Here is a 14,425-nt window from a genome sequence, read left to right as displayed (position 1 = left end):
GTCCACCGCCGGCCCGGGCCGCGCCGGCGCCCGACCCGCCCCGTCCGACACCACCGGGAGGAACCATGTCGACCGCCCTGGGCTCGTTGCGCAGACTCGTGCTCGCGCCGGCGCTGAGCGAGGTGAGTTTCGCCGCCCGGGGCTTTCCCGGGCCGCCGTCGGCCGCCACCCGGCGGCTGGAGGCGATCCCCCGGGCCGTCGTGTGCGGCTTCGAGTGGGGCATCGAAACCCGCGACCTGACGGAGGTGCAGCAGCGGGTCGACCTGGTCGAGGAGGGCATGCGCGGCTTCGCGTACGAGGGCGTCGCCATGGCCTTCACCGTGCTGGACGCGATGGGCCGGGGCCGCCGGCGCCGCACCCGGGACCTGCTGCTCGGCCCCGGGGCGCCGCACCTCTTCCTGGCCTACATCGGCATCGGCTTCGCCATGGCCCGGCTGCCCCGGCCGCTGTGGCGCACGGTCGTGCCCGATCTCGGGCAAGGACCGTTCCACCCGACGATGACCTGGCTGGCCGTCGACGGTTACGGCTTCGACCTGGCCTATTTCGACGTCCGGCGGTGGGTCGACGAGCAGCGGGTCCCGCCCCCGTACGCCTGGCAGGGCCGGCCTGACTACTTCGGGCGGGCGGTGGACCAGGGGATCGGCCGGGCGCTGTGGTTCGTCCACGGCGCCCGGGTGGCCGATGTGGACGCCGCCGTCCGCCGCTTCGCCCCCGGGCGCCAGCCGGACCTGTGGAGCGGTGTCGGGCTGGCCGCCACCTTCGCCGGCGGGTGCGGCGAGGCCGACCTGGCGGCACTGCGCCGCTGGGCTGGTCCGCACGCCGCCGAGCTGGCCCTGGGCAGCGTCTTCGCGATCCGGGCGCGGGTGCACGCCGGGTTCGTGCCTCCGCACTCCGCGGTGGCCGCCGCCGCCCTCGCCGGTCTGTCCGTGCCGGCCGCCGTCGCGCTGGCCGACGACACCGCGCCGGGGGGCGCCGACGCGGACGGGGCGACCCCACCCTATGAGATCTGGCGAACGGCCATCCGTCGGCATTTCGACAGGACGGTCAGCCCCGTCGCCGAGTGATCCAGGCGCATTGCCGACTCTCATTACCCCCGACGTTACGGGTCTTTTCAAAAAACCCTCTGGCGTCGTTCGGAAATCACGCACATGTGAGGCGCGACTTCGATGCACGACAATGCTCAGCAACTTTCGAGTAGCCCGGGGTGCGGCATCCTGTGAGGATCTGCTGAAACGCCCCGCAAAAGGCGGGCGGCAGCACTGATCCCCATCCAGCCGTACCGGCGCGCCGGGCTCGCTCGCGTGTCGGCCGCCACCGGTCGTGGGGACGGGACCACCGGCGACGCGTGCGGAGCCGGACGGCCCGCCACCTGACCGGCCCTGGGCCGGTACGCCACCGCGTCGCGCGGCGCCACCGCCACCGACGAGTTCGCTTCCAACGGGAGGTCTTGAGTTCATGTCAGCGACGTTTGGCTGGCTGCGCCGGCAGCTAGCCGGGATCATCGGCCTCGCACTGGTCGTCGGAATGTTCTTCGCCGTCCGGTTGCCGAGCGCCTCCGCGGAGGAGCGGACGGGCCTCGCCGACCGCTACTCGTTCGAACCCATGGGCATCGCGCTGCCTGCCGGGGGCGTGCAGCAGTCGATCCGCAAGGTGAACCGGGCCTACACCAACATCGACGCCTGGATCTCCTCCGTCGGCGCCGGTATCGCCATGAACGACCTGGACGGCGATGGCCTGGCCAACGACCTCTGCCTGACCGATCCCCGCACCGACCAGACCATCGTCACCCCGACACCCGGCGCGGGCGAGCGGCGGTACCAGCCGTTCGCGCTGGACGCCACGCCGCTGCCGGTCAGCCGGATCACCGCTCCGATGGGCTGCGCGCCGGGTGACTTCAACGAGGACGGCCGGCTGGACCTGCTGGTCTACTACTGGGGCCGCACGCCGATCCTGTTCCTGGCCCGGGCCGGGGCGACCACCCTCGACACCGCCGCTTACCGGCCGGTCGAGCTGGTGCCCGGCGTCGGCGTCGACGCCTACCACGGTCCGCTGTGGAACAGCAACGCCGTGGCGGTCGACGACTTCGACGGCGACGGCCACGTCGACATCTACCTCGGCAACTACTTCCCACACAGCCCGGTGCTCGACGACACCGTCGACGGTGGGGTGCAGATGAACGACTCGATGTCCTACGGCCTCAACGGCGGCGAGGACTACATCTTCCGCTGGACCGGCGGCACCGCCGGCGCCGAGCCGACCGCCACGTTCCAGCGGCTGGACAACGTGATCCCGCGCGACGCCTCCAAGGGCTGGGCGCTCGCCGCCAGCGCCGCCGACCTCGACGGTGACCTGCTGCCGGAGCTCTACCTGGCCCACGACTTCGGGCCGGACCGGATGCTATACAACCGGTCCACCCCGGGCAACATCGAGTTCGCCCTGGTGGACGGGGTCCGCACGGCGAGCGTCCCGAAGTCCAAGGTGATGGGCGAGGACTCGTTCAAGGGCATGGGCGTCGACTTCGGCGACATCAACGGGGACGGGCTGTTCGACCTGTTCGTCAGCAACATCACCACCACCTTCGGCATCCACGAGAGCAACTACGCGTTCATGAACACCGCCCGTGACCAGGCGGAGGTCAAGACCCGGTTCAGCGGCGGCGAGGCCCCGTTCCGCGACGACAGCGCCGACCTCGGCGTGGCCTGGTCCGGCTGGGGCTGGGACGTGAAGATGGCCGACTTCGACAACGGCGGGCGGCTCGCCATCGCCCAGGCCACCGGCTTCGTCCGCGGCGAGGTCAACCGCTGGCCCCAGCTGCAGGAGCTGGCGACCACCAACGACACCCTGCTCCACGACCCCGCCTGGTGGCCGAACGTGCGCGCCGGCGACGACGTGGGCGGCCACCAGCGGCTGCACTTCTTCGTCCGCGGCGAGAACGGGCGGTACGTCAACATCGCGCCGGAGCTCGGCCTGGACATCCCCGTACCCACCCGCGGCATCGCCACCGGCGACGCCGACGGCGACGGGCGGCTGGACCTCGCCGTCGCGCGGCAGTGGGCCGAACCGATCTTCTACCGCAACACCAGCCCGAACGCCGGCGCCTTCCTCGGCCTGCGGCTCACCCACCAGTCGGACGACCCGGCCGCCGGCCGCGGTGCCCCCGCCGTCGGCGCGCAGGTCGCCGTGACCACCGCCGACGGTCGCCGGTTCGTCTCCCGCGTCGACGGCGGCGGCGGGCACTCCGGCAAGCGCAGCAACGAGGTGCACATCGGGCTCGGCGCCGACGTCACCGGCCCGGTCACGGTCAGCCTCGCCTGGCGCGACCGCACGGGACAGATCCGCAAGCAGGACCTTCAGCTGACCCCGGGCTGGCACAACGTGCAGCTCGGTTCGCAGGCCAACGAGAGGTAACGGAGATGGCCGAGACCAAGACTCCCGTCCGACACGACTCGAAGACCACGACGGCGCTGCGTCGCTTCGCCATCTCGATCACGATCTTCAACATCGTCGGCTACACCTACCTCGGCTTCGAGCAGCCCTGGCTGTGGCCGTTCATCGCCCTCGCCACCGCGTACACGGTGGAGATCGTGCTGGAGGTGATCGGCGCCCGGGCCGAAGGACGGGCCCCCCGCTTCCTCGGCGCCGGCAAGCGCGGATTCATCGAGTTCCTCTACCCGGCGCACATCACCGCCCTGGCCGTCAACATGCTGAGCTACGTCAACGACCGGGTCTGGGTGATGATGTTCGGGGTCACCGTGGCGATCGCCGCGAAGTGGATCCTGCGGGCCCCGGTCCGGGGGCGGTTGCGCCACTACATGAACCCGTCCAACTTCGGCATCGCGATGATCCTGATCCTCTTCCCGTGGGCCAGCATCGCCCCGCCCTACCACTTCACCGAGCACACCGGCGCGGTCGGCGACTGGCTCATCCCGGCGGTCATCGTCATCAGCGGGACGCTGCTCAACGCCAAGCTGACCAACCGGATGTGGCTGATCCTCGCCTGGCTGGTGGCGTTCGCGTTGCAGGCGGTGGTGCGCGGCATCTTCCTCGACACCGCCATCCTGGGCGCCCTCGGCATGATGACCAGCGTCGCCTTCGTGCTCTTCACCAACTACATGATCACCGACCCGGGCACCAGCCCGTCCCGTCCCGCCTCCCAGATCGCCTTCGGTGCCGGCGTGGCCGTCCTCTACGGCGCGTACACCGGCGCCGGGATCGCGTACGGGCTCTTCTTCGCCACCGCGACGGTCTGCCTCATCCGGGGCTTGTACCTGTGGGCGCTGCACATCTCCAACAAGGCCCGCGAGCAGCGGGAGGCCGCCGCGTCCGGTGGCACCGCCGGCGGGCCGCCCGCCCCGGTCGCGACGGGCGCCGACCCCATCGCCTCGGGCCCGAACTCGCGTAAGGAGGCGGTGCCGGCATGAGTGCGATCGCCGTCGTCGGCCTGGCATGCCGATATCCCGACGCCGCGTCGCCCGGGGAGCTGTGGGAGAACGTGGTCGCCGGCCGGCGGGCCTTCCGCCGGCTGCCGGACGAGCGGATGCGCCTGGCTGACTACTGGGACGCCGACCGCAGCGTCCCGGACCGGTTCTACGCCCGCAACGCGGCCGTCATCGAGGGGTACGAGTTCGACCGGCTGAAGTTTCGCATCGCCGGCAGCACGTACCGCTCCACCGACCTGACCCACTGGCTGGCCCTGGACGTGGCCGCCTCGGCACTCGGCGACGCCGGGTTCCCGATGGGCCAGGACCTGCCCCGCGAGCGCACCGGCGTGGTGGTGGGCAACACCCTCACCGGCGAGTTCTCCCGGGCCAACGTGCTGCGCCTGCGCTGGCCGTACGTCCGCCGCACGGTCGGCGCGGCCCTGCGCGAGCAGGGCTGGGACGATGCCCGGCTCGCCGAGTTCCTCGGCAGCCTGGAGCAGCGCTACAAGGCGCCGTTCCCGTCGATCGACGAGGACACCCTCGCCGGCGGCCTGTCGAACACCATCGCCGGGCGGATCTGCAACTACTTCGACCTCAAGGGCGGCGGGTACACCGTCGACGGTGCCTGCTCCTCCTCACTGCTGTCGGTGCTGACCGCCTGCCGCGCCCTGGTCGACGGCGAGCTGGACGTCGCCGTGGCCGGCGGCGTGGACCTGTCGATCGACCCGTTCGAGATCATCGGCTTCGCCAAGACCGGCGCGCTGGCCCGCGGCGAGATGAAGGTATACGACCGCGGCTCCAACGGCTTCTGGCCCGGCGAGGGCTGTGGCATGGTCGTCCTGATGCGGCACGAGGATGCGGTGACGCAGGGCCGGCGGATCTACGCCTCGATCGCCGGCTGGGGGGTCTCCTCCGACGGCAAGGGTGGCATCACCCGGCCGGAGGAGGACGGCTACCGGCTGGCGCTGCGCCGGGCGTACGACCGCGCCGGCTTCGGCGTCGAGACCGTTGCCATGTTCGAGGGGCACGGCACCGGCACCGAGGTCGGCGACGCGACGGAACTACGGGCGCTGACCGAGGCGCGGCGCGTCGCCGGCGCGTCGGGCACCCCGGCGGCGATCAGCTCGATCAAGGCGATGATCGGCCACACCAAGGCGGCGGCCGGGGTGGCCGGTCTGCTCAAGGCGGTCCTCGCGGTGCATCACCAGGTGCTGCCGCCGACGGTCGGTTGCGAGGAGCCGCACGACGTGCTCACCTCGACGGACCCGGCGCTGCGGGTCCTGCCCACCGCCGAGGCGTGGCCGGCCGACGCGCAGCTACGCGCCGGGGTCACCGCCATGGGCTTCGGCGGGATCAACACCCACCTGGTGGTGCAGGGCGAGGACGGCCCCCGCCGCTCGCCGGACGCCCGGACCCGCACCATGGCGTCCCGGGCGCAGACCGTCGAGCTGCTGGCCGTGGACGCCGACACCCCCGCCGACCTGGCCGAGCGGCTGGGTGTCCTCGCCGGACAGGTGGTCCGGCTCTCCTACGCCCAGCTCGGGGACCTCGCCGCCGGCCTCTACCGCGAGCTGGGCGACCGGCCGTACCGCGCCGCCGTGGTGGCCCGTTCGCCCGAGGACGCCGAGCGCCAGTTGCTGCGGGTGCACGCCGCCCTCCAGGCGGGCGAGACCCGGCTGCACTCCGCGGACGGCCGGGCCTTCCTCGGCCACGTCAGCGGCTCCGCCCGGGTCGGCTTCCTCTTCCCCGGGCAGGGCACCGGCCGGGGCCGGCCCGCGCAGGCGCTGCGTCGCCGGTTCGCGCAGGCCGAGCGGATCGTCACCGCCGCGGCGCTGCCCACCGGCGACGTGGTGGCCACCGAGGTCGCCCAGCCGCGCATCGTCACCGGGTCGGTGGCCGGCCTGAGCGTGCTGTCCGCCCTGGGCATCGAGGCCGACGTCGCCGTCGGGCACAGCCTCGGCGAGCTCACCGCGCTGCACTGGGCCGGGGCCATGGACCTGCCGTCGGTGCTGCGCCTGGCCGCCGTCCGCGGCCGGACGATGGCCGAGCACGGCCGCTCCGACGGGGCGATGGCCGGCATCCCGGCCGACCCGGAGACCGTCCGCCGGCTGCTCGGCGACGACCCGGTGGTCATCGGCGGCTACAACAGCCAGCGGCAGACGGTCGTCTCCGGCCCGGTCGACGCGCTCACCCGGGTGCTCGAGCGTGCCGAGGCGGCCGGGGTGCCCGGCCGGCGGTTGCGGGTCTCGCACGCCTTCCACTCGCCGCTGGTCGCCGAGGCGGCCGAGGCGTTCGGCGGGCACCTGGCCGGTGAGCGGTTCCACCCGCTGGACCGCCGGGTGATCTCCACCGTGACCGGTGCCGAACTGCCGCCGGAGGTCGACCTGGCGGCCCTGCTCCGCACGCAGATCACCGACCCGGTGCTGTTCGCGCAGGCGGTCGCGCTGGCGGCCAAGGAGGTGGACCTGCTCGTCGAGGTCGGTCCGGGACGGATCCTGTCCGACCTGGCCCGTACCGACGTGTCGGTGCCGGCGGTGGCGCTGGACACCGACGACGAGTCGCTGGGCAGCGTGCTGCGGGTGGTCGCGGCGGCGTACGTGATCGGCGCCGCCGGGGTGCATCCCGAGCTGTTCGAAGGCCGGCTGGTGCGGCGGCTCAAGGACGTCAGCGAGTTCACCTTCTTCACCAGCCCGTGCGAGGCGGCGCCCGAGGTGTTGCTGCCCGAGGTGGAGCAGCGGGCCGCCGAGACCGGCCCCGCCGCGGGCGACGCGCCCAGCGGGGAGCCGGCGGTGGCGGTGCTGCGCCAGCTCGTCGCCGAGCGGGCGGAGCTGCCGCTGGACATGGTCAGCGAGGACAGCCGTCTCCTCGACGACCTGCACCTGAGCTCCATCACGGTCAGCCAGGTGGTCAACCAGGCCGCGCAGCGGCTGGGCGTACCCCCGTCCCGGCTGCCCACCAACGTCGCCACGGCGACCGTACGGGAGGTCGCGGAGGCGCTGGACACCCTGGTCGGCACCGGCCGGGTCGAGGACCTGGAACAGCCAACCTCGGTGGCCGGGGTGGCCACCTTCATCCGGGCGTTCGCGGTCGACCTGACCGAGGCGCCCCCGACGCCGCCGGGCACCGCCGCGCCGGCCGGGACGTGGACGGTGTTCAGCGCCGACGGCGACCCGCTGGCCGAGCAGGTACGGCAGGCGCTGGAACGCGGTGACGTGGGCGGCGGCGTGCTCGTCTGCCTGCCGGCGGACTGCACCCCGGAACAGCTCGAACCGGCCCTGCTCGGGGCCCGGGCGGCGCTGGCCGGCGAGGCGGGGGACCGGTTCGTCGTGGTGCAGCACGGCCGCGGCGCCAGCGGCCTGGCCAAGACCCTGCGCCTGGAGGCGCCCCGGATCCGGACCACGGTGGTGCACCTGCCTTCGACGGCCGACGCCGGCGCGCGGGTGCTGGCCGAGGTCGCCGCGACCGACGGCTACCACGAGGTGCACTACGACGAGTCGGGTGCGCGCCGGATGCCCGTCCTGCGGGCCCTGCCGGTCAGCCCGGCCCGGACCGACGAGCCGCTGACCGCCGGGGACGTGCTGCTGGTCACCGGCGGCGGAAAGGGCATCACCGCGGAGTGCGCCCTTGCGCTGGCCGCCGGCAGCGGGGCCAAGCTGGCCCTGCTCGGCCGCTCCGAGCTGGCCGGCGACGCGGAACTGGCGGCCAACCTCCAGCGGTTCGCCGAGGCCGGGGTGCAGGCACGGTACCTGCGCGCCGACGTCACCGACCCGGCGGCGGTCCGGGCCGCCGTGGACGAGGCCCAGCGCCTGCTCGGGCCGGTGACCGCGGTGCTGCACGGCGCCGGACGCAACGAGCCGGCCGGGTTGACCTCTCTGGGCATGGATGACGTCCACGCCGCCCTGGCACCGAAGGTCGGCGGGCTCGCCGCCGTCCTGGACGCGGTGGACGCCGACCGGTTGAAGCTGCTGGTCACCTTCGGCAGCATCATCGGCCGGGCCGGCCTGCGCGGCGAGGCGCACTACGCCACGGCCAACGACTGGCTCGCCGAGCAGACCCGCCGCTTCGGGGCGGCCCACCCCGACTGCCGGACCGTCTGCATGGAGTGGTCGGTCTGGTCCGGCGTCGGCATGGGGGAGCGGCTCTCCGTCGTCGAATCGCTGGCCCGCGACGGGATCACGCCGATCAGCCCCGACCAGGGTGTCGAGCTGCTGCGCCGGTTGGTCACCGATCCGGACGTCCCGCCGGTGGTGGTGGTCAGCGGGCGGGCGGACGGCCTGGACACCCTGCGCTTCGAGGAGCCGGAGCTGCCGCTGCTGCGCTTCGTCGACCGGCCGCTGGTCCGCTACCACGGGGTCGAGCTGGTCACCGACGTCGAACTCAGCGCCGGCAGCGACCTGTACCTGCCCGACCACCTGCTCGACGGCAACCTGCTCTTCCCGGCCGTGTTCGGCATGGAGGCGATGGCGCAGGCCGCCATGGCGGTCACCGGCCGCGACGGGGTGCCGGTGATCGAGCGGGCCCGGTTCGCCCGACCGATCGTGGTGCCGCCGGACGGCAGCACCACCATCCGGATCGCCGCGCTGGTCACCGGCGACGACACCGTGCACGCGGTGATCCGCAGCGGGGAGACCGGGTTCGCCGCCGACCACTTCGAGGCGCGGCTGCGCTTCGCCGACGACCCGGTGCCGGCGGGCCCGCCGGAGCAGGTCGGCGGCGACCTGCCGCCGGTGCCGCTGGACCCGGCGCGGGACCTGTACGGTGGCACCCTGTTCCAGGGGGCGCGCTTCCAGCGGCTGCGCGGCTTCCACCGGGCCGCCGCCCGCGACGTCGACGCCGACGTGGCGACCGTGCCCGGCACGGACTGGTTCAGCGCGTACCTGCCGGACACCCTGCTGCTCGGCGACCCCGGGGTCCGGGACGCGCTGATGCACGGCAACCAGGTCTGCGTACCCGACGCGACACTGCTGCCGGTGGCGATCGAGCGGCTGTACCCGGCCGGCCCCCGGATGGGGGTCGACGGGCCGCTGCGCTACTGCGCCACCGAACGCGAGCGCGACGGCGACACCTACGTGTACGACATCGCGTTGCGCACCGGCACCGGCGAGGTCGTGGAGCGGTGGGAGGGCCTGCAGCTGCGGGCCGTCCGCAAGAAGGACGGCCGGGGCCCCTGGGTGGCGCCGCTGCTCGGCTCCTATCTGGAGCGGACGCTGGGCGACCTGGTCGGCGCCGCGGTCGCGGTCGCCGTCGAACCGGACGCCGCCGGCGCCGACGACCGGGACGCCCTGGCCGTGGGCCGCGCCCTCGGGCACGCGGTGTCGCTGCGGTACGACCCGGAGGGCCGGCCGGAGCCGGTCGGCGACCACACGGTGGCGGTGTCCCACGGTGCCGGCCTCCGCCTCGCGGTGGCGGCCCGGTCCCGGGTCGGCTGCGATGTGCGGCCGGTGCCGCAGCGTACCGCCGACGCCTGGTCGGCGGGCCTGGGCCGGCACATGTCGCTGCTCCACCAGGTGGTCGACGGCCACGGCGAGGACCGCGACACCGCTGGTGCCCGGATCGAGGCGGTCCTGGCCGCCCTGAGCCAGATCCGGCTGCCGGAGCACGTACCGGTGACGCTGACTCCGGTCCAGCGGGACGGCTGGCTGGTCTTCGCCTCGGGCGTGCTGCGGGTGGCCACCCTCGTCACCACCGTGGGCGATGCGGCCGAACCGGTCGTGCTGGCCGTGGTCACCGACGGGTGGTCCTGACGTGGAGGGCTACTACGAGTACCGGCACACGGTCGGGTTCGAGGAGACCAACATCGTCGGCAACGTCTACTACGTCAACTACCTGCGCTGGCAGGGGCGGTGCCGGGAGATGTTCCTGCACGACAAGGCGTCGGACGTGCTCGACGACCTGCGGGCCGACCTCAAGCTGTTCACGTTGAAGGTGGACTGCGAGTTCTTCGCGGAGATCACCGCCTTCGACCAGCTGGCCATCCGGATGCGCTTGGTCGAACTGGCCCAGACGCAGATCGAGTTCGCCTTCGACTACGTCCGGCTCGACCGCGACGGCGGCGAGGTGCTGGTGGCCCGCGGCCGGCAGCGGGTGGCCTGCATGCGGGGGCCGAACAACCGGACCAGTCCCGCCCGGGTGCCGGAGTCGCTCGCCCGGGCCCTGGCGCCCTACCGGGCACGGGTGCGGGCCGCGTAGCGACTCACGGGAGGTACACGTGAACGTCCAACCAGAGTCCGCCGTCGAACCGACCGACCCCGTCCAGCTGCGCCGCGCGTTCGGCTCGTTCGCCACCGGGGTGACCGTGGTGACCGTGGGCGGTGACTGTCCACACGGGATGACGGCGAACTCGTTCACGTCGGTGTCCCTCGACCCGCCCCTGGCGCTGGTCTGCGTCGAGCAGCAGGCGATCATGCACCGCAGCCTCCTGGAGCGCGGCCAGTTCGGGATCTCCGTGCTGGCCGCGCACCAGGAGCCGGTGGCCCGGCACTTCGCGAACCGGCGGCGCCCGCTGGGCGCCGCCCAGTTCGACGCGGTGGACTGGACCCCGGGCCGGGTAACCGGCGCGCCGCTGATCACCGGGGCGCTCGCGCACTTCGAGTGCGAGCTGTGGCGCTCCTACGAGGGCGGCGACCACACCATCTTCGTGGGCAGCCTGCTGTCGGTGCGCCGGGAGCAGGAGGCCGACGGCGTGCTGTTCGTGCGCGGCCGGTTCCGGCAGATCACCCCGGAGGGGGTCGCCGACCTGACCCTCGACGTGCCGGCCGGGCACGCCGCGGCCCGGGGCGGGGTGACGGGATGACGGCGACGCAGGCCCGCGGGGTGCCGGCGGGCCCGACCGGACTCGCCATGCTGCGCACCCTGTGGCAGCTGGGCCGGGACCGGCTCGGCCTGATGCGCTCCGCGGCGAGCTACGGTGACGCGGTACGCCTCGGGCCGGGCTCGAAGGCCCTCTACTTCTTCAACCACCCCGACCACGCCAAGCACGTCCTGGCTGACAACAGCCAGAACTACCACAAGGGGATCGGGCTCGTGCACGCCCGGCGGGCCCTCGGCGACGGGCTGCTCACCAGCGAGGGTGAGCTGTGGCGCAAGCAGCGCCGGGTGATCCAGCCGGCGTTCCAGGCCAAGCGCATCGCCCGCCAGGCCGGCGCCGTGGTCGAGGAGGGTGCCCGGCTGGTCGAGCGGCTGCGCGCGTACCGCGACGGCGAGCCGGTCGACGTGGTGCGGGAGATGACCGGGCTCACCCTCGGCGTGCTCGGCCGTACGCTGCTCGACACCGACCTCAGCGGGCACCGCTCGGTGGGGCACGCCTTCGAGGTCATGCAGGACCAGGCGATGTTCGAGATGGCCTCGATGAGCATGGTGCCGACCTGGGTGCCGCTGCCCAACCAGCTCCGGTTCCGCCGCGCCCGGCGGGAGCTGCAACGGGTCGTCGACGCGCTCGTCGCCGAGCGGCTGGCCCGCGGCGAGGTGGGCGACGACGCCCTGTCCCGGCTGATCGTCTCCACCCGCGCCGAATCCGACCCCCGGCTCGGCCGGCTGCGGATGCGCGACGAACTGGTCACCCTGCTGCTGGCCGGGCACGAGACCACGGCCAGCACGCTGGGCTGGACCTTCCATCTGCTCGACCGGCACCCCGAGGTGTGGGAGCGGGTACGCGCGGAAGCGATGCAGGTGCTCGGCGACCGGATGCCGGTCCACGAGGACCTGGGCCGGCTGCGGTACACCGCGATGGTGATCAACGAGGCGATGCGGCTCTACCCGCCGGTGTGGATGCTCTCCCGCAGGTCGCAGGGTCCGGACGAGATCGGCGGTTACCACGTGCCGGCCGGCTCGGACGTGCTGATCTGCCCGTACACCCTGCACCGTCACCCGGACTTCTGGGCCGACCCGGACCGGTTCGACCCGGACCGGTTCGACCCGGCCCGCTCCGGCAGCCGGCCCCGGTACGCGTACGTGCCGTTCGGCGCCGGACCGAGGTTCTGCGTGGGCAACCACCTGGGGCTGATGGAGGCGACGTTCGTGACCGCCATGGTCGTGCGGGAGCTGCGGCTGACCGCCGACCCGGCGCACCGGGTGGTGCCCGAACCGATGCTCTCCCTGCGGATCCGGGGCGGGCTGCCGATGCGGGTCCGCGTCGTGTCCTCGGCGACGGTGTGAGGCCGGGCCCGTGCCGGCCCGGCCGGTGCCGGCGCTCGCAACCGCAGCTGCGGGTCGGCGCACCGCAGCTGCGGCACACGACAGGATGCCCCGCGGTGCGGCCCGGGCCGACGATGGTCGCGGTGGTGGATCGATGGACGTGCGGCCCCGACGCCGACGGGGGCGGCGGGGCCGCATCTCGGGAGGGTGACGCATGAGCAACGCAGGATTCGCCGAGGTCAAACACGTGCCGGTGAACCAGGCGGTACGCGACTACCTGGTCCGGTCCAGCTCGCCGCCGGACGCCGTGCTGAGCGGGCTGGTCGACTCGACCCGCTCGGTGGGCGAGGCGGCGGGGATGATGGTGCCGGTGGAGCAGGCCGGCCTGCTGACCATCCTGACCCGGCTCGTCGAAGCCCGCACGGCGGTGGACATCGGCACGTTCACCGGTCTGTCGGCCCTGGCCATCGCGCGTGGACTGGCCCCGGGCGGCCGGGTCGTCACCTGCGACGTCACGGACCGGTGGGCCGACATCGCCCGCTCGCACTGGGAGCGGGCCGGGGTCGCCGACCGGATCGAGTTCCGGCTCGGCGCGGCGGCCCGCACGCTGCGGGCGATGCCCGCCGGCACGGTCGTCGACCTGGTGTTCATCGACGCCGACAAGATGAACTACCCCACCTACTACCAGGCGGTGGTGCCGCTGCTGCGCCCCGGTGGCCTGCTGCTGGTGGACAACGTCCTGCTCGACGGGTACGTCCTGGACCCGGAACTGGCCGCGCCCGGGCTGCCCCGCCGGTGCGCCGAGACGCTGCGCGCCTTCAACGCCACCCTTGCCGCCGACGACCGCTTCGACACCGTCATGCTGCCGATCGCCGACGGGCTCACCATCGCCCGGCGCCGCTGACCCACCGCGCCGGAACCCGGGCCGCCGGCGGCCCGGGTTCCGGCGCGGGTGGCGCTGCCCCCGGTCCGCCGCTTCCGCCACCTGGTCGTCGCCGGACACGACGGCGCGGACCCACCCGGGGGCGGGTCCGCGCCGTCGGACCGGTGCGCGGGTCAGGCCGGGCTGGCCGGCTGCGCGTCCCGCGCCGGCACCGCGGCGGCGACCGCCGCGGTGAAGGTGGCCAGGTCCGGGTCCTCGAAGAGCAGCCCGACATCCACCACGACGCCGAGCTCGTCCTCGATCCGGGTGACGATACGAACTGCCGAGATGGATTGTCCCTGCAATTCGAAGAACGTCGCGTCCGACCGCTCCTGCGGCATGTGCAGAACGTCGCGCCAAATCTGCTCGACCCGCTTCTCGATCGTTGACCGACTCAGCCCGCTCGGATCGATCTCCGTCATGCGCCGTGCTCCTTCCTGACCGTGGTCCGGTACCCGTGGCCGGCCGGCCACCCGCCGGACGCCAGCGGCACGGCGTACCGCCCAACCATGCTCCGCATGGGTGGTGGGCCCGCGCATCCTTGCGATTGCGGGGCTGGGGACGGCGGGCCGTGAGGACCCGCGGTGCAGCCCCGTCGAAAGCCCGGCGACCGCGCCGGCAATGGCGGTCGGGTATTCGACCGGAAGCCGCTCCCGAGATCGCAATTGGTGAGAAGGTCGACCGATTCCTGCATGCCACGATTCGACTGTGGCAGCGAGCGGAGAAACGACGCGGGCCGGCACCTCCGAAACGGGTGCCGATTCCGTTGTCACCTCCTGCGTGCAGGACGGCGTGTGGCTGCTGGACCACCTCGCCCCGTACCCGGGCGTGCACCGGATCGTCCGTACCTGGCACGTGGACGGGCCGGTCGACGCGGAAGGGCTGCGGGCGGCCTGGCGGACCGTGCTGGGCCGGCATGAGGTGCTGCGCACCCGACTGGTCGAGGTGG

At 73.5% G+C, this 14,425-nt stretch carries 9 protein-coding genes; 8 read left to right on the top strand and 1 reads right to left on the bottom strand.

The window, feature by feature from the left end; translation table 11 throughout:
• Window positions 1-65 precede the first annotated feature (65 nt).
• The 8 genes from C1I99_RS20315 to C1I99_RS20280 all read left to right on the top strand — a co-directional run bounded on the left by C1I99_RS20315 (window position 66) and on the right by C1I99_RS20280 (window position 13,458).
• Window positions 66-1,064 carry a DUF1702 family protein gene (locus tag C1I99_RS20315; protein WP_111135806.1) on the top strand — a complete coding sequence of 333 codons (999 nt, stop codon included), beginning with the start codon at window positions 66-68 and terminating at the stop codon, window positions 1,062-1,064.
• Window positions 1,065-1,455: 391 nt separating this feature from the next.
• Window positions 1,456-3,408 (top strand): CRTAC1 family protein, encoded by a 1,953-nt coding sequence (locus C1I99_RS20310; protein WP_111135805.1) that lies wholly within the window; start codon window positions 1,456-1,458, stop codon window positions 3,406-3,408.
• A 5-nt stretch (window positions 3,409-3,413) separates the two neighbouring features.
• On the top strand, window positions 3,414-4,421 hold the full coding sequence (locus C1I99_RS20305; protein ID WP_111135804.1) for an RnfABCDGE type electron transport complex subunit D: 1,008 nt from the start codon (window positions 3,414-3,416) through the stop codon (window positions 4,419-4,421).
• Window positions 4,418-10,165, top strand: coding sequence for a type I polyketide synthase (locus tag C1I99_RS20300; protein WP_111135803.1), 5,748 nt, complete (start codon window positions 4,418-4,420; stop codon window positions 10,163-10,165). Before C1I99_RS20305 ends, C1I99_RS20300 begins: the two co-directional genes overlap by 4 nt.
• Before the next feature lies 1 nt (window position 10,166).
• Entirely contained in the window at window positions 10,167-10,610 is a 444-nt protein-coding gene (locus C1I99_RS20295) for an acyl-CoA thioesterase (RefSeq protein ID WP_111135802.1), read from the top strand.
• 19 nt (window positions 10,611-10,629) lie between these two features.
• Window positions 10,630-11,214 carry a flavin reductase family protein gene (locus C1I99_RS20290; protein WP_111135801.1) on the top strand — a complete coding sequence of 195 codons (585 nt, stop codon included), beginning with the start codon at window positions 10,630-10,632 and terminating at the stop codon, window positions 11,212-11,214.
• Complete coding sequence (locus C1I99_RS20285) at window positions 11,211-12,575, top strand: cytochrome P450 (RefSeq protein WP_111135800.1); 1,365 nt, start codon at window positions 11,211-11,213, stop codon at window positions 12,573-12,575. The genes C1I99_RS20290 and C1I99_RS20285 overlap by 4 nt, the downstream gene beginning before the upstream one ends.
• A gap of 193 nt (window positions 12,576-12,768) precedes the next feature.
• Complete coding sequence (locus tag C1I99_RS20280; protein WP_111135799.1) at window positions 12,769-13,458, top strand: O-methyltransferase; 690 nt, start codon at window positions 12,769-12,771, stop codon at window positions 13,456-13,458.
• Between the two features lie 152 nt (window positions 13,459-13,610).
• Here the strand turns inward: C1I99_RS20280 and C1I99_RS20275 are convergent, their stop codons facing one another.
• On the bottom strand, window positions 13,611-13,898 hold the full coding sequence (locus C1I99_RS20275) for a phosphopantetheine-binding protein (RefSeq protein ID WP_111135798.1): 288 nt from the start codon (window positions 13,896-13,898) through the stop codon (window positions 13,611-13,613).
• Window positions 13,899-14,425 lie beyond the last annotated feature (527 nt).

It is taken from the genome of Micromonospora deserti, assembly GCF_003236335.1.
GTDB lineage: Bacteria > Actinomycetota > Actinomycetes > Mycobacteriales > Micromonosporaceae > Micromonospora > Micromonospora deserti.
This window is presented reverse-complemented; position numbering and strand designations above follow the sequence as displayed.

Bases quoted from the DNA above. Each gene is read 5' to 3' on its own strand.
- C1I99_RS20315 (WP_111135806.1), top strand. From the start codon at position 66: ATGTCGACCGCCCTGGGCTCGTTGCGCAGACTCGTGCTCGCGCCGGCG.
- C1I99_RS20310 (WP_111135805.1), top strand. From the start codon at position 1,456: ATGTCAGCGACGTTTGGCTGGCTGCGCCGGCAGCTAGCCGGGATCATC.
- C1I99_RS20305 (WP_111135804.1), top strand. From the start codon at position 3,414: ATGGCCGAGACCAAGACTCCCGTCCGACACGACTCGAAGACCACGACG.
- C1I99_RS20300 (WP_111135803.1), top strand. From the start codon at position 4,418: ATGAGTGCGATCGCCGTCGTCGGCCTGGCATGCCGATATCCCGACGCC.
- C1I99_RS20285 (WP_111135800.1), top strand. From the start codon at position 11,211: ATGACGGCGACGCAGGCCCGCGGGGTGCCGGCGGGCCCGACCGGACTC.
- C1I99_RS20280 (WP_111135799.1), top strand. From the start codon at position 12,769: ATGAGCAACGCAGGATTCGCCGAGGTCAAACACGTGCCGGTGAACCAG.
- C1I99_RS20275 (WP_111135798.1), bottom strand. From the start codon at position 13,898: ATGACGGAGATCGATCCGAGCGGGCTGAGTCGGTCAACGATCGAGAAG.